Source organism: Pedococcus sp. NPDC057267 (assembly GCF_042668795.1).
Lineage (GTDB): Bacteria > Actinomycetota > Actinomycetes > Actinomycetales > Dermatophilaceae > Pedococcus.
In genome coordinates, this window is the sequence record NZ_JBHUYG010000010.1 from 37,395 (window position 1) to 61,960 (window position 24,566).

Genomic DNA, 24,566 nt, shown 5'->3' on the forward strand with positions numbered 1-24,566 from the left:
GGGTCAGGCGTGGACGCGGGCGACCCACGCGGCGGGCTCGTCGATCTCCTCGGGCCGCGGCAGCGTCTCGGGCGAGTCCCAGATGCGGTTGAAGCCCTCGACCCCGACCGTGTCGACGACGCCGCGCACGAACGTCGCACCGTCGCGGTACTGGCGCATCTTGGCCTCGAGGCCGAGCAGGCGGCGCAGCAACCGGTCGAGGGCACCGGCGCCCTTGCGCCGGGTGTCGAAGCGGCTGCGGATGTGGGCGACCGAGGGGATGACCTGGGGGCCGACCTCGTCCATGACGACGTCGGCGTGGCCCTCGAGCAGGGACATCACGGCGGTGACCTCGGCCAGCGCGCGGCGCTGCTCGGGGGTGGCGACGAGGTCGACGAGGCCCGTACCGCCGGCGCGGACGGCGTCGGGCAGCGACGTGGCAAGCCTCGAGAGGGTCTCCTGGAGGGACTCGGGGTCGGGCACGAGGTCGACGGCCAGCGAGCGCACCCGCTCCACCATGTGGTCGCGCAGCCACGGCACGGCGGTGAACTGCACGCGGTGGGTCTCCTCGTGCATGCAGACCCAGAGCCGGAAGTCGTGCGGGTCGAGGCCGAGCTCGCGCTCGACCTGGACGATGTTGGGGGCGACGAGCATGAGCGCGGGGGTGCCGTCGGGCGCGAGGTCGTACTGGCCGAGGACCTTGCCGGCCATGAAGGCGAGCAGCGCGCCCGCCTCGCCCCCGCTGACCTTGCCCGTGATGGCGCGGGCGGCCTCCCCGGGGGTGCGTCTCTGCGACGCGGCGAGCTTGGTCATCACCGGGTCCATGAGCGCCGCCATGGAGTCGGCGTTGAGGCTGATCCACGTGGCGCGGTCGACCACGACCGGAGCGGGGGCGTCGCCGGGGGCGTGCAGCCGCGCGGTCTCGGCCACGGGACCCTGCGCGCGTGCCGCGCTGGCGCGCACCGAGGCGACGACGTCCGCCGCCTCGCCGGGCGTGACCCGGGGGCCTGCGGCCACGAGCCGCCGACCGGTCGCCTTCGCGAACTCCCAGTCGACGTACCGCGTCGTCGGTGTCTGCACGCTCATCCCCTCACCGTAGTCGTGGGTGCTCGGCCCGGCCCGTGCGCTCCGGGACACGGGGTCGGCGACCCGGTCAGCGACAGCCGCAGGTGGCGAGCCGTGCCACGAAGCGGTCCAACGCGCCCCGCGCCTCCAGCGTTCCGACGCCCGGGCGCAGCCCGTCGGCGAGCACGACGTACGACAGCACCCTGCCGTCGGCGTCGATCACCGTGCCGGCGATCGCGCTGGCCCCGGTGAGCGTCCCGGTCTTGGCCCGGGCCAGGCCGGCGACCACGTGCGTCGTCCTCGTCGTGAACCGGTCGTGCAGGGTGCCGCTGAGCCCCGCCACGGGCAGCTGGGCGACGACGTCCTGCATCCCCGGCACCGAGCCGTCGGCGCCACGCTGAAGGACGTCGGAGATCACCCGGGGAGGGATCGCCTGGCCCGAGGTGAGGCCGCAGGTGTCCTTGAGCACCGCACCCGTGAGGTCGACCCCGAGGTCCGCGACGGTCCTGCGGACGAAGTCGACGGCCGCGGCGAAGGTCGCAGGGCGGCCCGCCTTGACCGCCGCCTGGCGGGCGAGGCCCTCGGTGAGGGCGTTGTCGCTGTCGCCGAGGGCGAGCGCCAGGACGTCGCCGATGGGGGCCGACTCGACCCGGGCCAGCTCACCGGCGCCCGCGGGCACCGGCGTGGACCAGGTCGACTCGGGGGCCAGCGTGGCCGTGAGGCCGACCTTCGCCAGGGCCGCGACGAACGCCGCGGCGGTCGCTGCCTCCGGGTCCCTCGGCGCGGGCTTGTACGGGACGGCGCGCTGGCCGGCGAGGCCGATCATGCTGACGCCACCGGTGAACCCGGCGTCGATGTCCGCCCGGCTCCACCCGGGCGCCCACCGGTCACCGTGGGCGTAGGACGTGTCGAGGCGCAGGGTGACGCTCGTGGTGCCGCTGGGCTGGAGGGCCGCGGCCACCTGTTCGGCGAGGTCCGCGAGGCCGGCCCGCCCCTCCACCGCTGCCGGGTTGCCCTTGCCCGGGGCCAGCATGGTGTCGCCCCCGGCGACCAGCACCAGGTCGTGCGGCGACGGGCCCTGCACGACGCGCGTGGTCATCGTCGCCCGGGTGTCCAAGGTGGTGGAGACCGCGAGGGCCGTGAGCAGCTTGGCCGTCGAGGCAGGGACCCGGGCCCGGTCCGCGTCTGCGGCGTACAGTGTCTGGCCGGTGAAGGCGTCACGGACGACGACACCGGGCCGGCCGCCCAGTCCCGGGTCGGCCACGTCTGCCGCGAGGGTGCGCGCGACACCGGTCGCGGCGGGGATGGGCGCGTCGGCCGAGACCGGGGGCAGCGGCTGGGCCGCCGCGTCGACGGTCGGGATCGTGACCGTGGGGCCGGTCGGGGCCGTGGTCGTGGGGGTGGGCGCCGGGGCGGGCCGGGCGAGGGTGAGCACGCCGGGCACGACGTCGAGGACGTCGAGGGTCGCGTAGCCCAGGAGCAGGACGAGCACCGCCGCGACGACTGCCAGGACCCGCCGCACTCGACCCCCTTGGATCTCGACTTGCACCATGCGGAACACTTGTCCGCGAGCCTAGGTCATCCACCTGGCGGCACAGAGGAAAGGGGCCAGCGTCGTGGAGTTCGACGTCACCATCGAGATCCCGCAGGGAGCTCGCAACAAGTACGAGGTCGACCACGCGACGGGCCGCATCCGCCTGGACCGGCTGCTGTTCACGTCCACCCGCTACCCGGCCGACTACGGGTACGTCGAGGACTCCCTCGGGGAGGACGGCGACCCGCTGGACGCCCTGGTGCTCCTCGAGGAGCCCACGTGGCCGGGCTGCCTCGTGCGCGCCAGGCCGATCGGCATGTTCCACATGCGTGACGAGGCCGGCGGCGACGACAAGATCCTGTGCGTCCCGGCCGGCGACCCCCGCCAGGCGCACATCACCGAGCTCGAGCACATCAACGAGTTCGACCGCCTGGAGATCCAGCACTTCTTCGAGACCTACAAGGACCTCGAGCCGGGCAAGTCGGTCGAGGGCGCGCACTGGGCCGGCCGCAAGGCCGCGGAGCAGTGCGTCCGCGAGGCCGCGAAGCGCGCGACCGACGCCGGCTTCACCACGGCCCGCTGGACCCTGCCCGGCCACACCGCCCAGAGCGAGGCCCGCCCCGTCAGCGACTGAGGGGCCCGCCTGCGCGGCAGGGCCGCACACAGCACGGGACCCCCGGACGACGTCGAGTCGTCCGGGGGTCCCGTGCTGTGTGCCGTGACGGCGCCGATCAGGGGCGCCCACCGTAGGGCAGCAGGTCGCTGCGGTAGATGGAGGCGTACCGGACGACCGCGCCGGTGTGCGGGGCCTCGATCATCTGGCCGTTGCCGACGTAGAGCCCGACGTGGTGGCTGCTGGGGCCGTCGGAGCCGTAGAAGACGAGGTCGCCGGGCTGCAGGTCGCTGATCGCGACGCGGGAGGTCTCCGCCCACTGGGCACCGGTGTAGTGGGCCAGGTAGACCCCCGCCTGGGCCCAGGCCATCGAGGTCAGGCCGGAGCAGTCGAACGCGTCCGGGCCGGCGGCACCCCAGCCGTAGGGCTTGCCGAGCTGGGCCTGCGCGTAGGCGATGACCGCGCCGACGCCACCGCTGCTCGGCGGCGGGGGCGGGGGCGGCGGGTCGGCCGGCTGCGGCGCAGGGGACGGCGTGGGCCGGGCCTGCTGCTGTGCCGCCAGCTGGTCGGCCGCCTGCTGGGCTGCCTGCGCAGCGGCCTTCTGCCGGGCTGCCTCCTGCGCGGCGCGCTGGGCGGCGGCCTCGGCCGCTGCACGGGCCGCGGCGTCGCGGGCCTGCTGGGCGCGCTGGGCCGCCAGGCGCGCCTGCTCGGCGGCTGCGGCGGCCGCGGCGCGGGCGGCGGCCGCGGCGGCGAGGCCCTGCTGGCGCTGCTGCTCGAGGGCCACCGAGGTCTTGCGGAGGGTGGCGAGCTGGACGGTGAGCGACTGCTGCTCCCGCTGGATGCTCGCGGCCTCGGCGGTCGCCTGGTCGGCGCGGGCCTGCGCCTCGTCGCGGGCCTGCTGCGCGGCTGCTGCGGCCGTTGCCTGCTGGTCGCGGGCGGTGGCCGCCTGCTCCCGCATCATCCGCGCGACGAGCGAGGTGGCCGAGGCCACCTGGAGGGCTCGGCTGCGCGAGTCGCTCACGGCCTGGATGGCGGTGGCCCGGTCGACCAGGTCCTGCGGGCCGGTGCTGGACAGGTAGGCGTCGAGCTCGCCGAGGTTGCCGCCCGACTGGTAGACGGTGGAGGCGTAGCGACGCACCTCCAGGCTGGCGGCGTCGGCCTGGGCCTGGGCGGCGGCGGCGCGCTTGGCGGCCGCGTTCGCCTCGGCCGTCGCCTGGTCGAGGGCGAGCCGGGCGCCGTTGTAGGCCTCGTCGGCGGCGCTCGCGTCGTCCTGCACCTGGCTGAGCCGGGCGCTGGCGGCGGCGTACTTGGCGTCGAGGGCGGCGACCTGGGCGGCGGTGCTGGACACCTTCGCCTTGGCCTGGTCGACCTGGGACTTCGACGGGAACACGGGACCGGGGTCGGCACTGGCCGTCCAGGCGGTGCCGAGACCGAGGGCGCCGACCAGGGACATCGCGGCGCCCACGCGCAGTGCGCGTCGGGGGGAGGTGGTGCCTGCCACGGGGAGATGCCTCTCTCGTCACGGTGCTTCACTGGGGTCAGCCGGACGAGACTACGACCGCCTTTTCACTCCGAACCCACTCGTCACACGAATCCCACGTCTTTCGGCCCCTGCGGCGAAATGACATCCGTGCAACTCGGCGAATGACAACGATGTTTTTCAGCAGGTGGACCGGGTCCTTCGGACACGTGTCCAGCGACCGTCACGAATTGGTCACGAAATCGGCGTTTACGCAGGTGGGAGGCCCTGATCGACCGGCTGGACCGGCTTCCCCGCCCGCAGCGCGGCATACGCCTGGGGGTCGCTGTCGAGCAGGTGGCGCCTGGCGCGCCGCCGGTACCGCAGGATCTGGGCGACGCCGATCCCCCACACGAGGTACTGCACGGCCATCGCCGCGCGGAAGGTGTCGACGGTGTACGTCCCCGGGCCGCCCGGTGCGACGCGGTCGAGCACGATGCCGATGAGGGTCACGGTCGACAGCGACGCGAGGAACCCGCCGACGTTGACGATGCCGGTGGCGCTGCCCAGCCGGGTGGGCGGGTTGAAGGTGCGGGCGAGGTCGAAGCCGACCAGCGACCCCGGTCCCCCGACGGCCGTCACGACGACGAGCAGCACCAGCAGCGGCAGCGGAGCGCGGCCCGGCCACAGGAGCACGACCGCCCACACGGTCATGATGACCAGCACGATGCCGAGGATCAGGGTCGAGCGGGAGAACGGGTACCGCGTGACGAAGCCACCGATGAGCGGGCTGGTGACGACCGTGGTGACGGTCATGAGCATGAGCAGCGTGCCGGCCGTCTCAGGCGAGAGCCCTTGTCCCGCAACGAGGAACGGGTAGCCCCACAGCAGCGCGAAGACGGTCGCGCCGAACTGGGCGGAGAAGTGCGACCACAGCCCCAGGCGCGTGCCGGGCGCGCGCCAGGCCGCCCGCAGGCTGCGGGCGATCGCGCGCACCTTGATCCGGTCGAGCTCGTGGTCGGGGTTCGGGGAGTCCCTGACCAGCACCAGTGCCACCACCCCTGCCACGACCCCGGCGCCGGCCGCAGTCAGGTAGGACGGCGTCCAGCCCCACCGGTGCAGCGCGTAGACGAGCGGCGAGGCGGCCACGAGCGCGCCCAGCTGCCCCAGCAGGCCGGTCAGCTGCGACACCATCGGGATCCTCATCGGAGGGAACCACAGCGCCACGATGCGCAGGAGCGGGACGAAGACCATCGAGTCGCCCATCCCGAGCAGCACCCGGGCCCCGATGCCCGCTGCGAACGAGTCCGCGAACGCGAACGCCAGCTGCGCCGCCGTCATCAGCCCCATGCCGGTCAGGAGCAGGCGCTTGGGCCCGAACCGGTCGAGCAGCGCACCCACCGGGATCTGCATGGCGGCGTAGACGAACAGCTGCACCATCGTGAAGACCGACAGCTGCGTCGCGGCGATGTGGAAGCGGTCGCCGGCGAGCAGGCCCGCGACGCCGAGCGAGCTGCGGTTGAAGACGGCGAGCACGTAGAGCGCGACGGCGCTGCCGTAGACCACCCAGGCCCGGCCACCGCCCATGGGGTACTGGTGGTCTCGGCTGGTCACGGCCGCCATTGTCCCGCAGCCGCGCGACCGGCTGCGGGCCGGGCTAGGTTGCGGTCATGCGCGAGCTCAGCAGGAACGGGCTGACCTTCGACGTCAGCGACGACGGCCCCGACGACGGCTCGGCCGACCCGCCGGTCGCGCTGCTGCTGCACGGCTGGCCGCAGGACCGCCACGCCTGGTCGCGCGTGACCCCGCTGCTCACCGCGGGCGGCCTGCGCGTCGCGGCGTTCGACCAGCGCGGGTACTCCCCGCGCGCCCGCCCCGCCGGCCGCGCGGCCTACCGGATGGGCGAGCTCGTGGCCGACGTCGTCGCGGCGGTCGACGCGTGCGGGGTCCAGCGGGTGCACCTCGTGGGGCACGACTGGGGCGGTGCGGTGGCGTGGGCGGCGGCAGAGCGGTACCCGGAGCGCTTCGCCTCGCTGACGGTCCTGTCCACGCCGCACCACCGGGCGTTCGCCGAGGCGCTGCGCCACCTCGACCAGGCCTCGCACAGCTGGTACATGGCCGCGTTCCAGCTTCCCGTCCTGCCCGAGCTGGTGCTGGCCGGCAGGCTGGAGGGGGTGCTGCGGCGCAGCGGCCTGCCTCCGGAGGACGCACGCAGGTATGCCGCGCGCTTCCGGGAGCCGGGCTCGGCCAGCGGCGGCCTGGCCTGGTACCGAGCCCTGCCGCTCGGCGCCTCGACGCTGTCCGGCCTGCCGAACCCGTTGCGCCGCAATGACTCCCACCACGGGTCCACGACACCCGGACCCGGAACACGCCACCAGCGGATCACCGTGCCGACGACCTACCTGTGGGGTTCGCACGACCCCGCGCTGGGTCGCCGTGCCGCCGAGGCCAGTGGCGACTGGGTGGCCTCGGACTACCGGTTCGTCGAGCTCGACGCCGGCCACTGGCTGCCCGAGACCCGGCCGCGGGAGGTCGCCGCGGCGGTACTCTCGCGAGCAGGAGGTGCTGCGCAGGATGCCTGACCCGACGCTCGCGCAGGTGGCCCAGCGCGCCACGGACCTCGACCGCGCCGCCCGGTTCTACGAGCGGCTCCTCGGCTCCCCTCCCCTGGCGCGGTTCGACCCGCCCGGCCTGCTGTTCTTCTCCCTCGGCGACGGCACCCGGCTGCTGCTCGAGGCGGGCGCCCCTTCGGCCCTGCTCTACGTGCGCGTCGGGGACGTGCGCGAGACCGTCGAGCGGCTGCGGGCGGGCGGCGTCCCGGTGGAGAGCGAGCCGCACGTCATCTTCCGCCACGAGGACGACACGCTCGGGCCCGCCGGGACCGACGAGGTGATGGCGTTCGTGCGCGACAGCGAGGGCAACCTGCTCGGCCTCGTCGCCACCGGCCCGCAGGGGCAGGACTGACCGGGCCCGCGGGGCTCCCCGACCCGGCCCTGGTCGTCCTCGTCGGCCCGACCGGCTCGGGCAAGTCGACCTGGGCGGCCCGGCACTACCGCCGCACCGAGGTGGTGTCCTCCGACGCGCTGCGTGCCGTCGTCGGCAGCGGCGAGTACGACCTCGAGGCCTCCGCGGACGCCTTCGCAGTGCTCCACCAGGTCGTCGCGGCCCGGAGCCGGCGCGGGCTCACGGTCGTCGTCGACACCCTCGGGCTCGACCCGGACACCCGGTACCGGTACCGCGAGATGGGGCGCGCGGCCGGGCTCCCGTGCGTCGCCGTCGTCCTCGACACCCCGGCGTCCGTGTGCCGGGAGCGCAACGCCCGACGCGACCGGCCGGTACCGGCGAAGGTCCTCGCCCAGCAGCTGGCCAGGATGCCGCGCGTCGTCGAGGACGTCTCCGGGGAGGGCTGGGACGCCGTCCTCCACGTCGACGGCTCCGCAGCCGGCACCGGGCCCGCAGCCCCGGGTGGGGACACGCACGGCGGCGGCTCCGGTGCGGGCGCCCGGGGCGCCGTGGCGCAGCCGCCCGGGACGAGCGGCCGTGGCGCGCAGGGGCGCCAGCCGGTCGTCCCGTCCACCGTCACCGCCGTTGCGTCCCAGTGGCACCGCGGCTCGCGCACCGACCGACAGGGCCTGCGCGCAGGGCTGCCCGAGCTCGTCCTGCAGGTCTCGCGCTTCCCGTGGGGCCAGGACCCGGTCGGGTGGCTGCGGGCGGTCGCGCTGGCCGCCGACGAGGTGGGCTTCTCCGGGCTGGCGCTCATGGACCACCTCCTCCAGATCCCGCAGGTGGACCGGGCGTGGGAGCCGATCCCCGAGCCGTGGGTCACGCTGGGCCTCCTGGCCGGTCTGGGCACCTCGCTGCGCCTCGGGACGCTCGTCTCGCCCCTGACCTTCCGCCCCGCTGGCGTCCTCGCGAAGGCCGCCGCCACCCTCGACGTGCTCAGCGGCGGCCGGGCGTTCGTCGGCGTCGGCGCGGGGTGGTGGGAGCGCGAGCACCTCGGCTCCGGTGTCCCCTTCCCACGCACCTCCGCACGCCTCGACCTGCTCGAGGACGGCATCGAGACGATGCGGGCGCTGTGGGCCAGCGGCACGAGGGCGTATGCCGGGCAGCGGGTCTCGCTGCCGGAGACCACGGCGTACCCACGCCCCGTCGGACCGCTGCCGGTCGTCGTGGGGGGCGGGGGCGAGCGGCGCACGCTGCGGGTCGCGGCCCGGCTCGGCGACGCGTGCAACGTCTCGAGCGACCCGTCCACCGTGCGGCGCAAGGTCGAGGTCCTGCACCGCCACTGCGCGCAGGTGGGCCGCGACCCGGCGGAGGTGGCGGTCACCGTGCTCGACGTCCCCGTCGTCGGCCGCGACCGCGAGGACACGTGGCGCAGGGTGGAGCGGCTGCGCGGGCGCACCGCCGCCGCGGCATACGCCCGCTCGCACCACGCCGGGGAGCCGGGGAGCCACGTCGAGCGCTACCGGCAGCTCGCCCGGGAGGGCGTGGACACCGTGTTCGTGGCCCTGCCCGACCTCGCGTCGCCGGACGACCTGGAGCGGTTGGCGCCGGTCCTGCGCGACGGCTGACGGGGCCGGGCACGACGGCCCGGACACGACGAAGGGCCGGGGCGCGCGGCGTCCCGGCCCTTCGTCGTGCTGGGGTCAGGCCGTGGCCGCGACCCCGGTGAGCTGGGTCAGCGCGAACTCGGTGATGCGCACGAGGGCCTGCTTGGCGGACTCGCGGTCGCGGGCGTCGACCGTGATGACCGGGATGTGCGACGGGATGGCGAGCGCCTCGCGGATCTCGTCCGGCCCGAACTCGCCGGCACCGTCGAACTGGTTGAGCGCGACGATGAACGGCAGGCCCTTGGCCTCGAAGTAGTCGACGGCGGCGAAGCTGTCGTCCAGCCGGCGGGTGTCGACCAGGACCACGGCGCCGATCGCGCCCTTGACCAGGTCGTCCCACATGAACCAGAAGCGGCGCTGGCCCGGGGTGCCGAACAGGTACAGCACGAGGTTCTCCGCCAGCGTGATGCGGCCGAAGTCCATCGCCACGGTGGTGGTGTGCTTCGACTGCACCTTGGAGATGTCGTCCTGCCCCTCGGACTCCTGGGTGACCAGGGCCTCGGTGCGCAGCGGGTCGATCTCGGAGACGGCACCCACGAAGGTCGTCTTGCCGACGCCGAACCCGCCGGCCACGACGATCTTCGTCGAGGCGCTGTTGCGGTTAGAGGGCGCGTAGTCCACTGAGAGTCCTTTCGATGAGGGCACGACGCTCGTCCGTCGTCGTGTTCTCGGAGATGGTGGCTCGGGTCTTCAGGTGCCCGACGGTGATCAGGTCTCCCAGGAGGACCCGCGCCACGCCGAGCGGGATGTGGAGCTTGGCCGAGACCTCGGCCACGGACGGGTTCGTGGCGCACAGCTCGACGATGCGACCGGACAGGTCACCCTCCGGCCAGGTCGCGGACTTGGCGGACGGCAGCACCTCGAGGGTTGCCTCGATCGGAAGGTCGACCTTGGCCTCGGTGCGGCCGTGCGTCAGCGCGTAGGGCCGGACCAGGCGGGGTCCGGCGCCCTCCTCACGCTCCTCGGCACTCATCGCACTACCCCGACATCGGGGTCCGGGCAGCCGCGTCGATCATCTGTCCGACGCGGTCGACGAGGACCGCCATCTCGTAGCCGACCTGACCGATGTCGGAGTCCGTACCGGTCAGCGCGGCGAGGTGGGAACCGTCGCCGACGCTCATGAGCAGCAGGTAGCCGAGCTCCATCTCGATGACGGACTGGAGCACGGTGCCGCCCTGGAAGAGACGAGCCGCACCCGAGGCGAGGCTGGCCATGCCGGAGGCGACGGCTGCCATCTGCTCGGCCCGCTCCGGCGGGAGCTGCTCACTGGAGGCCATCGGGAGCCCGTCGGCCGAGACCAGGATGGCGTGCGACACGCCGGGGGTCTCGGTCGCGAACTTGGCCACGAGCCAGTCGTACTCGCCCTTGGGCTGGGCCATGGCGTCAGTGGTGAACATCGGCTTCCTCTCGGTGTGTTCCGTCTTGTGCCTCGGTGCGTGCGGCGCTCACACCGTTCTTGTGGCGGTTCAGGTTGCGGCGGATGGTCTCCGGGTCGCGGCGCGAGCCGGTGGGGGCGACCGTGGGCGTCTCCGGCGTCGGCGCCGAGGCGTCCATGGCGCCGGGGATGAGGTTGCTGCCGGGCCTGCGCATGGGCAGACCTGCCGAGCTCTCCTGCACGGGCTCCTGCTCCTCGATGCGCGCGGCGGCGGACCAGGCCTGGTCGGCCTCGGTCGGCGACCAGTTGTCGGCGGCGGGCTGGGCGCTCCCGTCGGTGAGCCAGTTCGACATCATCGCCCGGAAGATCGGGGTGTCGTTGAGCGGACCGGCCTGGGCGGGCTCACCGTCGGACGAGGCGTCCTGGGCAACCGGCTGCGCCGGCTGCTCCTCGACGGGCTCGGTCTCGGTCTCGACGACCTCGGCCACCGGCTCGACGAACTCCGGCTCGGAGAGCTCCGGCTCGGGCTGTGCGACCTCGGCCACCGCCTCGCCGAGCTCGGGAGTGAAGGCCTCCGACTCGGGCTGGGCGACCAGTGCCTGCGGCTGCTCCACCTGGGGCTGCTCCACCTGGGGCTGGTCCACCTGGGCGACCGGTGTCGCCTCCGCGCCGGGGGCGCCCTGCGCGGTGGCCTCGACCGGGCCGCGGCGACGGGCGCCGAAGAACGAGGAGGAGTGGGCCCGCACCGCCGGGCGGCGGGTCGGCGCGCTCGCGGACTCGTCGGACTCCGGCGGCACCTGGTCGGCGACGGCCGAGCCGGTCGCGCCGGGGACGCGGGTCGGCAGGGCCTCGGCGGTGTCGGCGGACGGTGCCTCCGTGGCGGACTCGGCCACCGGGGACTCGACGACCGGGGACTCGTCCACGGGGGTCTCGTCCACGGGGGTCTGCGCCACCGGCTCCTCGGCCGCCTGGACGGGGGACCCGCCGTCGCCGTCGCGCGGACCGTCGTCCTCGCGGGCGACGGGCTCCTGCTCCGGCGCCTCGGGAGCCGCGGGTGCGGTCTCCGACGCCAGGAGCTCGGCGACCTGCTCGTCGGCGAGGGCCTCGGCGACCCACTCCTCCGGCACGGTCATGTCCGTGGTCTCCGGCACCTCGAGGGCCGCGGCCGGCGCCTCGGGCGTGGCCGGGGTGGCCTCGGCGGGCTCGGCCGCAACCGCGTCGGTGCCGTCCTCGTCGGTGGTCTCCTCGACCGCTGCCTCGCGGGCCTGGGCGGCCTCGACGAGCTTGGCGCGGTGGTCGAGCCAGGCCGACAGGTTCGACGGCATCTGGCGCGGCTCGTTGGCCTCGGCCTCGAGCCGGGCGGCCTCCGCCTGGGCCTTCGCCCGGCCGGGGAGCCAGCTCATGAGGCGCGAGCCCTTGGCGGCGCTCGGGGTGGCCGACGGCGTCGCAGGGGAGTCCTGCTCGCCCTCGGGCGCCACGGAGGGCGCGTCCTCGAACTCGCGGAAGGCCGTGATGCCCGTGGCGCCCGACCGGCGGACCGGCAGGCCCGACGGCGAGAGCTTCGGGGCCGGCTCCTGGGCGGCCTGCTCGGGCGCCGCGTCAGCGGTCGGGGCCTGCGTGGCCTCGGCGGCCGGCGCCGGTGCCTCCTGGGGCGCGACCTCGCCGTGGGCGGTGTCGCTGGGTGCGCTGCCGTCGACGTCGGCGCCGTTGCTGCCGTCGGCGGTGGCGTGGCCGTTGACCGGCGAGCCGTTCGGCTGGGCGCCGCTCGTCTCCGCGCCGTTGGTGGCGGAGCCGTTGGCCGGCGCCTTGTCGGTCGCCGGCTCGGCGCCCTCGATGACGGGCTTGACCGGAGCCGGAAGGGCGGTCGACGCGTTGGGCCCGTGGGCACCCGGGGTGCGGGTGGGCAGGACCTTCTTCGCCGCACCGGGAACCGGGCTCGGACCGGCGAGGCTGGGAGCCCCGCTCGCGCCGCGGACGCGGGTCGGCAGGCCTGACTTCGTGGTGCCACCGACGGCGGGCTGGGCCGGCGAGGCCGGCGTTGCCTCGACCGGCGCCGGGCTCGGCGCGGCCTTGGCGACCGGTCGGGGCTGGCGCTCGAGGGTCGAGCTGTCCGCGAGCAGGCCGGCGGGCAGGTGCACCGAGACGGTGATGCCCATCTTGTCCTCGCCGTTGCGGCGCAGCCGGACGGCGATGCCGTGCCGCTTGGCCAGGCTGCCGACCACGAACAGGCCCATGCGGCGGGCGGTGTCGGCGGTGATGTCGCCACCGTTGGCGAGGCGGTCGTTGAGCGCCGCGAGCTCCTTCGGCGGCATACCCAGGCCGTGGTCGCTCACCTCGATGAGCAGGCCACCCTCGGGCGTGCGGGCACCACGGATCGCCACGCGGGTCGTGGGCGGGGAGTAGGCCAGCGCGTTGTCGACGACCTCGGCCACCAGGTGGATGAGGTCGGAGCCGACGGCGCCGAGGACCTTGTCGTTGGAGGTGTCGCCGATGTCGATGCGCTCGTAGTTCTCGACCTCGGACACGGCCGCACGAACGGCGTCGGAGACCGCGATGGCGCCCGAGACACCACGACGGGTCGACGTGCCAGCGAGCACGAGCAGGGAGTCGGAGTTGCGGCGCATGCGAGCCGCGAGGTGGTCGAGGCGGAACAGGCTCTGGAGGCGCTTGGGGTCCTCCTCGTCGCTCTCGAGGCGCTCGATGAGGGTGAGCTGCTGGTCGATGAGCGAGGTGCTGCGGCGCGAGAGCGTCTCGAACATGTGCCCGACCTGCACCCGCAGGCGGGCCTGCTCGCCAGCGAGGGCGAGGGCCTGGCTGTGCAGGTCGTCGACGGCGCGGGCGAGCTGGCCCATCTCCTCGCGCGTGGTGACGGGGATCGGCTCGAATGCCGGGGGCTCCTCGCCGTCGCGCATGGCGGCGACCGCCGCCGGCAGGCGCTTGTTGGCGATGTCGAGGGCGCCCGAGCGGACGGCGCGGATGGGCGTCAGCAGCGAGCGCAGGAGGCCGATGACGATGACGAGGGCGGCCAGCAGCGCGATGCTGATGAGGCCGGCGTTGACGAGGGCGTCCCGCTGGTGGGTCGCGGCCCGGTCACGCAGGGTCGTCTCGAGGTTCGTGAGCTGGGTGTCGGCGAGGTCGGAGTAGCCGCTGTTGCTGCGCTCGATGACGGCGCCGAGCTGCGCCACGGCGTTCTTGTCGAGGGAGTCCTGCTGCAGCGCGTAGAAGCGTCGCCCGTTCTCGTTGAGGAGCTGACGCACCGCGGTGCCCTCGTCCTCCGGGGCGTTGGACACCAGCCGGGTCAGGGCCGCGGTCTCGGCGCCGACCGAGCCGAGGGCACGCAGCTTGGAGCTCGCGTCGTCGGAGTTGGCGAGGTTGAGCTGCTGGGCGGTCATGGCGCGCTGGGCCGCGATCGCGTCCTGCAGGTTGGCGACGATCTTGGACGAGCCGGAGTCGTCGGCGAGGCCGAGGTTGCCGATGGCGCTGGAGAGCAGGGTCGCGGTGCTGCCCGACTTGTCGATGACGAGGGCGGAGAAGCTCTGCTGGGTCTTGGCCGACCGCACGGACTGGCCGAGGGCCAGGGCGGACTCGGCCTGCTTCTTCACGGCCTCGGGGACGCTGGGCGACTTGATGGCGATGCGCAGGTTCGCCGCGGCCGACTCGTACCTGGTGATGGCGGCGATCTCACCGCCACCACCGATCGAGTCGGCGGCAGCCAGGTGCTGCACCGCGAGGTTGTAGTCGACGATGGGTCGCAGCACCAGCACCGTGTCGGCGCCCCGGGTGAGGGAGCGGGCGGCGTCGAAGTCGGTCTTGACCCGCAGGCCACCGAAGACGAAGGCGAGGATCACGGGCAGTGCCAACGCAGCGGCGAGCTTGCGCCGCAGCGGCCAGTGACCGAACGACCAGCCGGGGGAGACACGGCCGGCCGCCGACTTCAGTCTGGACACAGACTCACCTTCCTCATCACGACACATATCGGGCTCAGTGCAACCTAGGGCCGTCTACGGGTGGCCCGGATAGGCCTGCACAGGCAGTTGGCACCTTCGGACTCCGCACAACTGACCAAACGGACTAGTGCGTCTCGGTGCGTCCGCTCGCGCCGCCCGCGCAGCGCCGAGTATGGAGGTCCGTGGGCCCTCGTGGGGGCTTTCGGCGCCGCCGATCTGCCTGCGGGGGAACGCCGCTCGCCCGCCGACCGCTTGCGGCCGCATCAGGTGGGTATCGTCCGGACATGGGCCACCTGGACGACGCCGACGCCGACGACGGGCGCCACGAGACGCCGACCGAGCGGCTCGACCGCAACGGGGACGAGCTGCTGCGCCTGCTGCAGGAGCGCGGGACCCAGGGCCGAGGCCGCCCGGTCCCGGGGGAACGGGCTGACCCACCCCGAGCGGTCCAGGGCTCGTCACCAGGGGCCGTCACCACCGGGCGAGCAGCAGCTCCAGGAGGGCGCCCTCGACGTCCCGGTCGAGCTCCAGGCCGCGCAGCCCGGCCGCGGCCTCGGCCCCGCCCCGGGCAGACTGCACGAGCTCGAACGCGTCGCGCTTGGTGTCGTACTCGATCCGGGCGCGGTCGAGGACGGCGCGCACCTGCTCCACCGTGCGGTCCCAGCCGTACGGCCTGAGGTCCTCGACCTGCACCGTGAGGCCGGCACCCCCGGCCGTCTCTCCGAGCTCGATCCGCGTGCCCGAGCCGGTCGCGCCGGCCGGCAGCGGCTCCCCGTCGCGGGTGGCCCCCGCCTCGCAGCCGAGGAGCAGCAGGCTCCAGCTGCGCCGGGCCGGGAGTACGTCGGTGTCACCGGACGGGCCCGCGACCCCGAGGATGCGCTCGCCGTCGTCCCAGGTGAGCGTCGTGACCGCGGTCCGCGGCTGGGTGCTGCCGTCGTCCTCCACGAGGTCGAAACGGCCGTCGGCGCCCGGGGCGAGCACCACCTCGACGTGCTCGGGGAGGTCGGTGCCGACCGCCTCGTCGGCACTGCCCGCGAGGGGCAGCAGCCCGCCGGCGCGCAGCAGCACCGGGAGCGTCTCCAGCGGGCGGTGCAGCCGGACCCGCCGGCCACCGCGGTAGACGGTCCCCGTGAAGAGGTCGGTCCACTCCCCTGCCGGCAGCCAGGCCAGCGTGCTGCCGAGCCCGAGGACGTCCTGCTGCGGGCTCGTCACGGGCGCTACCAAGAGCTCGGTCCCGAAGCGGAACTGGGTGGGCACGGCATACGCCTCGGGGGCCTGGGGGTCCTGCCAGTACATCGGCTCGACGAGGGGGGCGCCGTCGCGGGCGGCCCGCGCGTTCATGGTGTGCAGGTAGGGCACGAGCCGGTGCCGCAGCCGCAGGAACGCGTCGATGGTGTCGCGGGCCTGGGCCGGGAAGGTCCACGGCTCCTTGCGGATGAAGGGGTGGAGCGTCGAGTGCAGCCGCATGACCGGCGAGAAGACGCCCAGCTGCACCCAGCGCACCGTGAGGTCGTCGTCGCGGCTGCCGTACCAGTGGCCGCCGATGTCGTGGCTCCACCAGCCGTAGCCGATGTTCGAGGCGGTGCTGGTGAAGTACGGCTGGAAGGCGAGGGAGTCCCAGGTGATGTGCGTGTCGCCGGAGAAGCCGACCGGGTAGCGGTGGCTGCCAGGCCCGGCGTAGCGCGAGAACGTGATCGGCAGCCGGCCGCGGCGGGCCGAGTCGTTGAAGTGCTCGAGGTTGAGCACCCACAGCGGGTCGACGCCGGCAGTGCGGCTGTGTGCCCCCTGCTGCCAGTCCAGCCACCAGAAGTCGACGCCCTCGTCCTCGAGCGGGTGGTGCAGCACCTCGAAGTAGGCGTCCATGAATCGGGAGTCGGTCGGGTCGAACGCGACGGTCTTCCCGCTGTCGGGGTCGATGCCCATCGCCCGGGCCATGGCCGGGTAGGCGTCCTCGAACGCCCGCACCCCGTCGGCCGGGTGCACGTTGAGGGTCACCGCCAGGCCGCGACGGTGCAGCTCGTCGAGGAATGCCGGTGGGTCCGGGAAGAGCTCGCGGTTCCACGTGTAGCCGGTCCAGCCCGTGCCGTACCGCGGGTCGATGTCGACGAGGTGCCAGTCCATGTCGAGGACCGCCACCGACAGCGGAACCCGCTCGGCGTCGAAGGTGTCGAGCAGGTCGAGGTACTCCTGCGCCGAGTAGGGGTGGTAGCGGGACCACCAGTTGCCGAGCGCCCACCGCGGCAGCATCGGCACCGGGCCGGACACGGCATACAGGTCGCGAACGGCGGCGCGGTAGTCGTGGCCACGGACGAAGACGTACAGGTCGACCGATCCCTCGGGCCTTGGCACCGCGTGCCCGTCCTCGACGAGGAACGACGTCGAGTCGTCGAGGACGGCGATGCCGGTGCGGGAGACGACGCCCGGCCCGAGGGGCACGGCGCCGTCGACGTCGTCGAGCGTGCGCGCCGTGCCGCCGAGGTCGTGGGTGGGCTCGCCGTACCGCCACTGCTGGGTGTGCGGGTGGTCGACCGGACCGACGACGGTCACGAGCAGGCCGCTGGGGCTGAAGGGCTGGCCGTCGTAGTCGAGGTGCAGGCACTCGGTGGTGAGCTCGAGGCGGCCGTCGTGGCGCCGGACCTCCACCTCGGGCACGGGCAGGCGCCGGTTGACGGCGAAGACGCTGGCCCGGTCCTCGAACCAGCCCGACTCCGACCACTCCAGGCGCAGCAGGCCGGGCGTCAGGACGGTCACCCGCCACCGGTCGCCCGTGACCACCGCCGCCGGGTCCGCCACGGGGTCGCCGGCCACGGCCAGTCGTGCGCTCACGGGCACCGTCCTTCGTCGTCCGCCGGGAGCGGGGGTGCGGCCGGCGCGAGGGCCACGCTAGCGGCGCCCGTCCGGTCCGCGCTCGGCGGCGATGCTGCGCCCACCCGCCGCGGACGGGACCACTGCGCAGGTCAGGTCCCGCAGCGCGCATACGTTCCCGGGCGGTGGGGGTATGGGGCGGGCGTCGGTCACGGCCGACGGGCCGGGGCAGTTGAACCAGCAGCTGCCCCGGTCCACGACGGCGGTCCGACGTCAGGGTCGGCCGGGCCCGGAGCCGGCCGGCCTCAGAGCTGGCCGGTGTAGACCACGTCGTCGGCGATGTCGGCCAGCTTCCGGTTGGTGTCCTGGCTGCGCCGGCGCAGCAGCTCGAAGGCGGCCTGCTCGTCGAGCCGGTGGCTGGCCATCACGATGCCGATGGCCGTCCCGATACGACGGCTGCTGCGCAGGGCGATCTCGAGGTTGTCGGCGCGCTGCTGGTCCTCCGCGGCCTGCAGCGCGATCGCGGCGTGCGCGGCGAACACCTCGGACACGAGCACGTCCCCCGGCGTGAAGGCGTCCGGGCGGGCGGCATACACGTTGAGCGCACCCACGGCGCCCTCCCGCACGAACAGCCGGTGCGACAGCATGCTGCGCACCCCCGTCTCCGCGGTGACGCGCGAGGCGAACCGCGGCCAGCGGCCGTCGCAGCCGAGGTCACCGGTCGCGTAGGACTCGCGGTCGAGCAGGCCGTCGATGCACGGGCCCTCACCGGTCTCCCCCTGGATGCGGTCCACCGCCTCGGGCAGGTCGCCCGTCGTGGCCAGGGTGCTGAAGACCTCGCCCCGGCGCACGGTGATGGACGCGTGGTCGGCGCGGATGATCGTGACGGCGAGCTCGCAGACCGTCTGAAGGGTGCCCTGTCGGCCGCCCTCGGCCTGGACGGCGTGCACGAGCTCTGAGAAGTACCGGGCCAGGTCGTGCTCTGGCGCCGGGACGAATCGACTCATCGAAAACGTTCTCCGAGGAAGCGACGGTTCGCCCGACCGGCACGTGGTTTGGCCGCTGGCGCTCCCGCGGGCAGGACTCTACTGAAAGCAGCCGACGGCGTGGAGCCAGGTCACCCGCACTCCGCTCGCGGGGACCGGTGGCCCGGTGGTCCAGGGCGAGTCAGGCGCCCTCCTGCTCCGGTGTGGCGTCGCGCTGGTCGCGCGCGTGCCTCTGGTCGCGCGCGGCACCGCCGCGCCCGTCCCGGCTGGGCAGGTCGCCGGTGAGGGCCACGTCGGCGGCGATGTCGCGCAGCTTGCGGTTGAGGTCCTGGCTGGCGCGGCGCAGGCGGTCGAAGGCCTCGTCCGAGGACACGAGGTCACGCGCCATGAGGATGCCGATCGCCGTCCCCACCTGGCGGCTGCTCGTGAGCGCCGCCTCGAGGTTGTCCACGTCCTGCTGGTGCACCGCGCTCTGGACCGCGAGCGCGGCGAAGGGTGCGAAGACCGAGGCGGTGGCGAGGTCGGCGGCCGCGAACGCCCCGGGCTTGTGCGAGTACAGGTTGAGCGCCGCCTCGTCGTCCCCGCCGATCGGCAGTCGCAGCGCGAGGATGCTCCGGACACCGGTCTCCGCCACGCACCGTGGGGCGAAGTCGGGCCAGCGCTCGTCGGCCTCCAGGTCCTCCACCAGGGTCGCCGAGTCGCCGGTCGCCGCGTCGAGGCAGGGACCCTGACCCGTGTCGTACTGGATCCGGTCGACCTCGGTGGGCAGCTCGCTGGACGAGGCCACCGTGGTGGGCCGCCGCCCCGGCCTCAGGAAGGTCACCGAGCAGGCCTCGCTGTCGGGCACGGCCTTGGCGACGAACCGCACGACGCGGTCGGGGTCGGGCGGGGTGCCGGCCCCGTTGCCCAGCGCCGTGGCGAGCTCGGCGAACTCCTCGCCGAGCACCGCGGTCCAGCCCTGACGACCCTCCGTCTGCTCGGCCACCGGTCACCTCTCTCCTCGCTGCCCGTGCCCCCCGTCACGACATGCGTTCGAACTCGCGGACCAAGCGTAATCGGTGCGCGTGGCGCCCGGAATGCCGCGCTTGCGGTTGCCGGATGCCTTGTGGGGTGTTTGGGTGGAGACGGCAGAGTGGTCCAACAGTGGCGCCAGCCTTCCCTGCCGGAAGGACGTCCTCATGGACACCGCCCCCGTTTCTGCACGTCTCTCGCCAGTTCCCAGCGAGCCGCAGGCCCCGGCACCCCGCCCGCTCGAGCCGTCCGACAGCGCCCGCCGCGAGCCGCCCGAGCGTCCGCACCACCACAGTGCCGCGCACCAGGAGGCCGAGCAGCTGCTGCTGTCCCTCGCCGGACAGCTGTCGTCCGAGGACCGCCGCGAGCTCGAGCGGCAGGTCGTCCTGCTCACGCTCGACCTCGCCGACCGTGCGGCCCGGCGGTACCGCGGCCGCGGCCTGGAGTTCGAGGACCTGCGCCAGGTGGCCTCGCTCGCCCTGCTCAAGGCCGTGCGCGGGTTCCGTCCCGGGCGCGGCCCGGGCTTCGCTGCGTATGCCGTGCCGACCATCTCGGGGGAGCTCAAGCGGTTCTTCCGGGACACCGGGTGGGCCGTCCGGCCCCCGCGCCGACTGCAGGAGACACGCGCCCGGGTCCTGCGCTCGGAGGAGGAGCTGCGCCAGGACCTGCAGCGTGAGCCCACTCGAGACGAGGTGGCGAACGCCGTCGGCCTCGACCTCGCCGGCCTGGAGGAGAGCGCCGAGGCGGCCTCGTGGTTCAGCACGAGCTCCCTCGACGCACCGGGGGGCGACCACGCGGTCGAGGTGCCCGACGTCTCCGACGCGTACGCCGACCTCGACCGCAGCGACGCCCTCGGTCGCGCCCTGGACACCCTCGACGCGCGCGAGCTGGCGATCGTGCGCATGCGCTACGTCGAGGAGCGCACCCAGTCCGACATCGGCGCCGCGATCGGCGTGAGCCAGATGCAGGTCTCCCGGCTGCTGGCGGCCACGCTGGAGCACCTGCGCGTCACCATGGTGGAAGCAGACGCCGTTGCCTGAGACGGTCCCGAGACAGAGGCTCGCGGTGCAGGCCGACGTGGACCCCGAGGCGGTCGCCTTCGCCAGGGAGGTGGGCCGCCAGCACCGGCGGCTGCAACGGCTGATGCACGACGTCCTCACGGCGGGCGACGGCGCGTGGGAGGACGCGTGGCATCAGCTCCGTGCCTTCCTCGCTGCCCACGAGGCGGCGGAGCGGTCGGTCATGCACCCGTTGTTCCGGGCGAGGGACCGCGACGACGCGTCCGTCGTCGACCGGGTGGCGGAGGAGGAGGACATCGCCCGTGCAATGACCACCCTCGAGCAGGTGCCCCGGGCGGACGGCTGGTTCCGGGCACCGCTGCTCGCGCTGTGCGAGCTCGTGACCGCCCACTCGCACCGCGAGGAGCACGACGAGCTGGCCGGTTTCCTGCACCGCATCACCGAGGACGACGCGGTCGAGCTCCTCGAGGTGCTGCTCCTGGTCGAGCATGTGGCCGGCACGCTGGCGGAGCAGTCGCCCGACCACGGCTTCGCGGACCTGCTCGACCTCGCCGAGGACGAGCTGGACCGCCTGTTGCTGGCCTCACGCGGCCGCGGACCCCGGACGAGCTGACCCCCGTCACCGCCGGGGGTCAGTCGTCCTCGCGGTCCTCGGGCACGCCGCCGCTGGCCGTGTCGTTCTCGGCCCCGCCGGACCCGCCCTCGCTGTGCGAGCCGGGGCCGCCGTCGGGCTCCGTGGACCCGGGAGCCGGGGCACCCGCGTCGGTGGTGGTCTCCTGGCTGTCGGCGTTCTCGTCGTGCGCACCGGTCGATGCCGTCATCGGCCTGCCTCCTTCACGGTCGACGTCCGGGGCGGGCGCCGCGGACGTCTTCACCTACCCGGACGGCCTTGCGGCAAACGCGATGCGGCGTCGGCGGCCCTGTCAGGCGCCGCGGGCGACGGCCACGCTGGACCGGCGGGGCGCCGGGCGTTTGGTAGGCCCCGGGCCGGGTAGAGGACCCCACCAGCTGTCCCGTCCCGGAGGAGCCCCCTGTGTCGAACGACGCCATCGTCATCCTGCGTGAGGACCACAAGGAGGTCCGCGCCCTGTTCCGCGAGTTCCGGCGCAAGGACGTGACGCAGGCCCGCAAGGGCCAGATCGTCGCCAAGGTCGTCGAGCTGCTGACGGTGCACACCTACATAGAGAACGAGGTCATGTACCCCGAGGTGCGCCGGCTGCTGCCCGACCTCGAGGACGACGTGCTCGAGTCGTACGAGGAGCACCACGTCGCCGACGTGCTCGTCACGGAGCTGAGCACCATGCAGCCGTCGGACGAGCGGTTCGACGCCAAGACCACCGTGCTCATCGAGTCGGTCACGCACCACATGGACGAGGAGGAGTCGGACTGGTTCCCCAAGGTCCGCGAGGGACTGGGCCGTACGCAGCTGCGCGAGCTCGGTGAGAAGCTGCTGGCCGCCAAGGAGCGGGCGCCCCGCTCCCCCGCGCAACCCAGCGCGCTGAAGAAGGCCGTCGACGCCGTCGTGTCCTGAGACCGGGACGCCTGGAGGGATGCGCCAGCCGGGTCGCCTCGGCCAGGCGTCCCGACTAGCGCAGCGCCTGCTCGATCATGAGCACGGCGAGGAAACCCACGTAGAAGGTGGCCGACCCGAGGGCGGTCTCCCCCGACTCGTGCGCCTCGACCAGCAGCTCCTCGGTGGCCAGGTACATGAAGGCCACCGCCCCGAACGCCAGGACCCCGGCGAGCACGACGGGCGACACCCCCGCCAGCAGCCATACCCCGAGGAACGCACCCGCGACGCTGAGGAGGGAGAGCAGCAGCGGCAGGACGAGACGGACGGTGCGTGAGGCCTCCGTCCCCAGCGACCCCGCGAGCGAGAGCCCGACGAAGAGGTACTCGATCGCGAGCGCGATGGCGAGCAGCACCCCGGTGTGACCGCCTGCCGTGAAGCCGGCGCCGAGAACCAGTCCGTCGATGAGGAAGTCGATCGCCGTGGCGCCGATCATCCCCATCGGGAGGGAACCCCCCGAGGCGCGTGTCGTCGGCCGCGACTCGAGGCGGTCGGTCACCGCCCGCATCCCGAACATCACGGCGATGCCCAGGCCGAAGCCCACCACCGCCACCAGCCCGCTCTCGCGCACGACCTCAGGGAGCAGCTCGAGCGCGGCCGCCGCGATGACCACGCCCGCGGCGAAGTGCTGGAGCGCGCTCGTCAGCCGCGCCCCCGGCTGGCGCACGGTGGCCGTCACACCTGCGCCGCCGGCTGCCGCGACGGGAACGCCGGTCAGCACCAGGTCGACCACCTGCACCGTGTCCACCCCTCTCGGTTCCCCGTCCACTCGAGCCGCCCGGCCGGGACTCTCCACATCGTGGACCAGCCGCGAGCACCTCGCCGGTCGGGCGCGGCCCGTCGGGGTGCCCGGTGGGCGCGCCCCAAGCTGGGTGCGCAACCATCGTCGGGTCAGCAGTACCGCGGGAAGGAGGGTTGCCATGGGTCGTGACGGCCGAGTCGGGCGCCCGCTGATGTCCGGGCGGTCCAGAGCCCGCGCAGCATCCCTCCTCCTGGTCCTCGCCGCCGTGGTCGTGGTCCTCGGGGCGCTGGCGTTCCACCAGAGCAGGGCCGGGAGCCTGGACCGCGCCGTCGACGCCGCCGTCATCGCGGGGTACGGCGGCCACGCCGCCGCAGCGGTCTGGCTGGCTGCGCCCGGCGCGGGGCTCCCTGCCGCGCTCTGCACGGCAGCCGTCGCCCTGGCCTGCCTGGCTGCCGGGCGGACCAACGGAGCAGTGCTCGCCGTAGGGGCCGTCTGCCTGTCGGTCGGTGCGGTCGAATGGGTCCTCAAGCCGCTGGTCGGCCGCACCTACGACGGGTTCCTGGCCTTCCCGAGTGGTCACACGACGACCGTGTTCGCGCTGGCCGCGAGCGTGGGCGTCCTGGTGCACCCCTCAAGCACGCACGGGGCGTGGCGGTCCCGGACTGCGGTCGCAGCCGCTGTGGTCCTGGCCTGCGTCGTCGCGTCCGCCGTCATCGCCCTGCGGTGGCACTACTTCACCGACACGGTGGCCGGGGCGGCTGTCGGGGTGGGCACGGCCACCGGCCTCGCACTCGTGCTGGACACCCCGGTGGCGCGAGGACTCATCGCCAGGGCAGCGAGCAGGGTGCAGGGTCGCCAAGGGGCGTAGCGCCGGGCCGGAGCGGGACCACGCGGGTCGCCTCCCCACGGCTGGCACGGGTGCGTGACCATCGCCCGTGCCGATGAGCCGCCGGAGCGGGCGTCGGCCTCAGGCGCGTCCGCCCGCGCTGACGTCGACACGACCGCGCGCCCTGCCCCTGACCAGCTCGACGAGGTCCGCCGGGTCGTCCGTGATGAAGAGCAACGGCCTGGTGCCGAAGCGGTAGCCCGGTCCGAACTCCTCCTGGGCCAGGCTGAGTGCTTCCTGGTCGAGCAGGCTCCGCTCCTCGGCGTCGAGACCCTCCTCCTCGGCCTCTGCGTCGGTGAGGGGCCGGAACTCGTCCGTCACGCGCTCCCCCGTGACCTCGATGCAGACCCGCGTCTGCGTGGTGAAGCTGATCGTGCCATCGGGCATCCCGCGGCCGCTGCCCACTGCGTGGGCCCCGGCGATCTCGGTCCAGGCCAGCTCCACAGGACCCAGGTGGCGCCACCGTGCGAACCGCCCAGGGGTGAAGGTCAGGCCGGTGGTGGTCGCGTCCACCGACACCGCGACCGATCGGCTCCCGAAGGCCGCAGCCATTGCGCTGGGTCGGCGCCACAGGCCCCCGTCGTACGCGCGCCAGACCCGGCCCCACCACAGCCCGTACGAACCCGACTGCAGTCCGCGACGCCTCCGCGTCCGTCGCCGCACGTAGAGCTGTCGCAGCCCGTACCCGGCCAACGGCAGGATGAGCAGGCCGGTCAGTGCGGGCCCGTCTTCGGAGCTGATCCGCAGGGCACCCGCCACGACGGCGACGGCGGGCCAGATCCAGGCCCATCTGCTCAGGTTGCTGCGCACGACTCCCCTTGGGCCACTGTCCCTGTCAGCGCCCCAGTGTGCCCCCTCCACGCGCCTCACGTACCCGGTTCCGGGCACGGCGGTGAGCTGCCCGGCGACCACGACCGGCTCGGGATCGGGAGCGGACGGCCGAGGGCCCCGGATCCGGGGATCCG

22 protein-coding genes are annotated in these 24,566 nt (G+C 74.0%); 8 read left to right on the forward strand and 14 right to left on the reverse strand.

Annotated elements, in window-relative coordinates; all coding sequences use genetic code 11:
• Positions 1-3 precede the first annotated feature (3 nt).
• Together ACFUC1_RS04180 and ACFUC1_RS04185 are read right to left on the reverse strand one after the other, a co-directional pair.
• Positions 4-1,065, reverse strand: coding sequence for a zinc-dependent metalloprotease (locus ACFUC1_RS04180; RefSeq protein ID WP_379116915.1), 1,062 nt, complete (start codon positions 1,063-1,065; stop codon positions 4-6).
• A 67-nt stretch (positions 1,066-1,132) separates the two neighbouring features.
• The gene (locus ACFUC1_RS04185; protein ID WP_379116917.1) at positions 1,133-2,596 is read right to left on the reverse strand and encodes a D-alanyl-D-alanine carboxypeptidase/D-alanyl-D-alanine-endopeptidase; all 1,464 of its coding nucleotides are present in this window, start codon (positions 2,594-2,596) and stop codon (positions 1,133-1,135) included.
• A gap of 64 nt (positions 2,597-2,660) precedes the next feature.
• On the opposite strand from ACFUC1_RS04185, the gene ACFUC1_RS04190 reads away from it, so the two are divergent.
• Complete coding sequence (locus ACFUC1_RS04190) at positions 2,661-3,212, forward strand: inorganic diphosphatase (RefSeq protein ID WP_379116919.1); 552 nt, start codon at positions 2,661-2,663, stop codon at positions 3,210-3,212.
• Positions 3,213-3,309: 97 nt separating this feature from the next.
• Here the strand turns inward: ACFUC1_RS04190 and ACFUC1_RS04195 are convergent, their stop codons facing one another.
• Together ACFUC1_RS04195 and ACFUC1_RS04200 are read right to left on the reverse strand one after the other, a co-directional pair.
• Positions 3,310-4,692 carry a C40 family peptidase gene (locus ACFUC1_RS04195; RefSeq protein WP_379116921.1) on the reverse strand — a complete coding sequence of 461 codons (1,383 nt, stop codon included), beginning with the start codon at positions 4,690-4,692 and terminating at the stop codon, positions 3,310-3,312.
• 228 nt (positions 4,693-4,920) lie between these two features.
• Positions 4,921-6,273, reverse strand: a complete 1,353-nt coding sequence (locus ACFUC1_RS04200; protein ID WP_379116922.1) for a nitrate/nitrite transporter — start codon at positions 6,271-6,273, stop codon at positions 4,921-4,923.
• Positions 6,274-6,320: 47 nt separating this feature from the next.
• Here ACFUC1_RS04200 and ACFUC1_RS04205 point away from each other — a divergent pair, with 47 nt between their 5' ends.
• From ACFUC1_RS04205 to ACFUC1_RS04215, 3 genes are read left to right on the forward strand one after another with little or no spacing between them, the layout of a single operon-like run.
• Positions 6,321-7,232 (forward strand): alpha/beta fold hydrolase, encoded by a 912-nt coding sequence (locus tag ACFUC1_RS04205; RefSeq protein WP_379116924.1) that lies wholly within the window; start codon positions 6,321-6,323, stop codon positions 7,230-7,232.
• The gene (locus ACFUC1_RS04210; protein ID WP_379116926.1) at positions 7,225-7,614 is read left to right on the forward strand and encodes a VOC family protein; all 390 of its coding nucleotides are present in this window, start codon (positions 7,225-7,227) and stop codon (positions 7,612-7,614) included. Before ACFUC1_RS04205 ends, ACFUC1_RS04210 begins: the two co-directional genes overlap by 8 nt.
• Before the next feature lie 29 nt (positions 7,615-7,643).
• A complete protein-coding gene (locus ACFUC1_RS04215; protein WP_379116956.1) occupies positions 7,644-9,221 on the forward strand; it encodes an LLM class flavin-dependent oxidoreductase in 1,578 nt (525 codons plus the stop codon).
• Positions 9,222-9,296: 75 nt separating this feature from the next.
• Here ACFUC1_RS04215 and ACFUC1_RS04220 read toward each other — a convergent pair whose 3' ends face one another.
• From ACFUC1_RS04220 to ACFUC1_RS04250, 7 genes are all read right to left on the reverse strand, one after another.
• Positions 9,297-9,839 carry an ATP/GTP-binding protein gene (locus ACFUC1_RS04220; protein ID WP_379116958.1) on the reverse strand — a complete coding sequence of 181 codons (543 nt, stop codon included), beginning with the start codon at positions 9,837-9,839 and terminating at the stop codon, positions 9,297-9,299.
• Between the two features lie 22 nt (positions 9,840-9,861).
• Positions 9,862-10,233 (reverse strand): DUF742 domain-containing protein, encoded by a 372-nt coding sequence (locus ACFUC1_RS04225; RefSeq protein WP_379116928.1) that lies wholly within the window; start codon positions 10,231-10,233, stop codon positions 9,862-9,864.
• Positions 10,234-10,237: 4 nt separating this feature from the next.
• Positions 10,238-10,639, reverse strand: coding sequence for a roadblock/LC7 domain-containing protein (locus tag ACFUC1_RS04230; RefSeq protein WP_171244902.1), 402 nt, complete (start codon positions 10,637-10,639; stop codon positions 10,238-10,240).
• A gap of 4 nt (positions 10,640-10,643) precedes the next feature.
• The gene (locus ACFUC1_RS04235) at positions 10,644-14,582 is read right to left on the reverse strand and encodes an ATP-binding protein (RefSeq protein ID WP_379116930.1); all 3,939 of its coding nucleotides are present in this window, start codon (positions 14,580-14,582) and stop codon (positions 10,644-10,646) included.
• A 471-nt stretch (positions 14,583-15,053) separates the two neighbouring features.
• The gene (locus ACFUC1_RS04240; protein WP_379116932.1) at positions 15,054-17,408 is read right to left on the reverse strand and encodes a TIM-barrel domain-containing protein; all 2,355 of its coding nucleotides are present in this window, start codon (positions 17,406-17,408) and stop codon (positions 15,054-15,056) included.
• Between the two features lie 284 nt (positions 17,409-17,692).
• Positions 17,693-18,394, reverse strand: coding sequence for an ANTAR domain-containing protein (locus ACFUC1_RS04245; protein WP_379116933.1), 702 nt, complete (start codon positions 18,392-18,394; stop codon positions 17,693-17,695).
• 160 nt (positions 18,395-18,554) lie between these two features.
• Positions 18,555-19,358: a GAF and ANTAR domain-containing protein gene (locus ACFUC1_RS04250; RefSeq protein ID WP_379116935.1), complete on the reverse strand. Its 804-nt coding sequence runs from the start codon at positions 19,356-19,358 to the stop codon at positions 18,555-18,557.
• Between the two features lie 193 nt (positions 19,359-19,551).
• Here ACFUC1_RS04250 and ACFUC1_RS04255 point away from each other — a divergent pair, with 193 nt between their 5' ends.
• Together ACFUC1_RS04255 and ACFUC1_RS04260 are read left to right on the forward strand one after the other, a co-directional pair.
• Positions 19,552-20,424: a sigma-70 family RNA polymerase sigma factor gene (locus tag ACFUC1_RS04255; RefSeq protein WP_379116937.1), complete on the forward strand. Its 873-nt coding sequence runs from the start codon at positions 19,552-19,554 to the stop codon at positions 20,422-20,424.
• Between the two features lie 25 nt (positions 20,425-20,449).
• The gene (locus tag ACFUC1_RS04260) at positions 20,450-21,016 is read left to right on the forward strand and encodes a hemerythrin domain-containing protein (protein WP_379116939.1); all 567 of its coding nucleotides are present in this window, start codon (positions 20,450-20,452) and stop codon (positions 21,014-21,016) included.
• Positions 21,017-21,035: 19 nt separating this feature from the next.
• Here the strand turns inward: ACFUC1_RS04260 and ACFUC1_RS04265 are convergent, their stop codons facing one another.
• Positions 21,036-21,224, reverse strand: a complete 189-nt coding sequence (locus ACFUC1_RS04265; protein ID WP_379116940.1) for a hypothetical protein — start codon at positions 21,222-21,224, stop codon at positions 21,036-21,038.
• 212 nt (positions 21,225-21,436) lie between these two features.
• On the opposite strand from ACFUC1_RS04265, the gene ACFUC1_RS04270 reads away from it, so the two are divergent.
• On the forward strand, positions 21,437-21,934 hold the full coding sequence (locus tag ACFUC1_RS04270) for a hemerythrin domain-containing protein (RefSeq protein ID WP_379116942.1): 498 nt from the start codon (positions 21,437-21,439) through the stop codon (positions 21,932-21,934).
• 55 nt (positions 21,935-21,989) lie between these two features.
• Here ACFUC1_RS04270 and ACFUC1_RS04275 read toward each other — a convergent pair whose 3' ends face one another.
• A complete protein-coding gene (locus ACFUC1_RS04275; protein ID WP_379116944.1) occupies positions 21,990-22,712 on the reverse strand; it encodes a ZIP family metal transporter in 723 nt (240 codons plus the stop codon).
• A 181-nt stretch (positions 22,713-22,893) separates the two neighbouring features.
• Here ACFUC1_RS04275 and ACFUC1_RS04280 point away from each other — a divergent pair, with 181 nt between their 5' ends.
• The gene (locus ACFUC1_RS04280) at positions 22,894-23,583 is read left to right on the forward strand and encodes a phosphatase PAP2 family protein (RefSeq protein WP_379116946.1); all 690 of its coding nucleotides are present in this window, start codon (positions 22,894-22,896) and stop codon (positions 23,581-23,583) included.
• 99 nt (positions 23,584-23,682) lie between these two features.
• Here the strand turns inward: ACFUC1_RS04280 and ACFUC1_RS04285 are convergent, their stop codons facing one another.
• Complete coding sequence (locus ACFUC1_RS04285) at positions 23,683-24,411, reverse strand: hypothetical protein (RefSeq protein WP_379116948.1); 729 nt, start codon at positions 24,409-24,411, stop codon at positions 23,683-23,685.
• Positions 24,412-24,566: the final 155 nt, after the last annotated feature.

Coding starts and splice junctions, on each gene's coding strand:
- ACFUC1_RS04180 (WP_379116915.1), bottom strand. CDS start 1,065: ATGAGCGTGCAGACACCGACGACGCGGTACGTCGACTGGGAGTTCGCG.
- ACFUC1_RS04185 (WP_379116917.1), bottom strand. CDS start 2,596: ATGGTGCAAGTCGAGATCCAAGGGGGTCGAGTGCGGCGGGTCCTGGCA.
- ACFUC1_RS04200 (WP_379116922.1), bottom strand. CDS start 6,273: ATGGCGGCCGTGACCAGCCGAGACCACCAGTACCCCATGGGCGGTGGC.
- ACFUC1_RS04205 (WP_379116924.1), top strand. CDS start 6,321: ATGCGCGAGCTCAGCAGGAACGGGCTGACCTTCGACGTCAGCGACGAC.
- ACFUC1_RS04210 (WP_379116926.1), top strand. CDS start 7,225: ATGCCTGACCCGACGCTCGCGCAGGTGGCCCAGCGCGCCACGGACCTC.
- ACFUC1_RS04225 (WP_379116928.1), bottom strand. CDS start 10,233: ATGAGTGCCGAGGAGCGTGAGGAGGGCGCCGGACCCCGCCTGGTCCGG.
- ACFUC1_RS04230 (WP_171244902.1), bottom strand. CDS start 10,639: ATGGCCCAGCCCAAGGGCGAGTACGACTGGCTCGTGGCCAAGTTCGCG.
- ACFUC1_RS04245 (WP_379116933.1), bottom strand. CDS start 18,394: ATGAGTCGATTCGTCCCGGCGCCAGAGCACGACCTGGCCCGGTACTTC.
- ACFUC1_RS04255 (WP_379116937.1), top strand. CDS start 19,552: ATGGACACCGCCCCCGTTTCTGCACGTCTCTCGCCAGTTCCCAGCGAG.
- ACFUC1_RS04265 (WP_379116940.1), bottom strand. CDS start 21,224: ATGACGGCATCGACCGGTGCGCACGACGAGAACGCCGACAGCCAGGAG.
- ACFUC1_RS04280 (WP_379116946.1), top strand. CDS start 22,894: ATGGGTCGTGACGGCCGAGTCGGGCGCCCGCTGATGTCCGGGCGGTCC.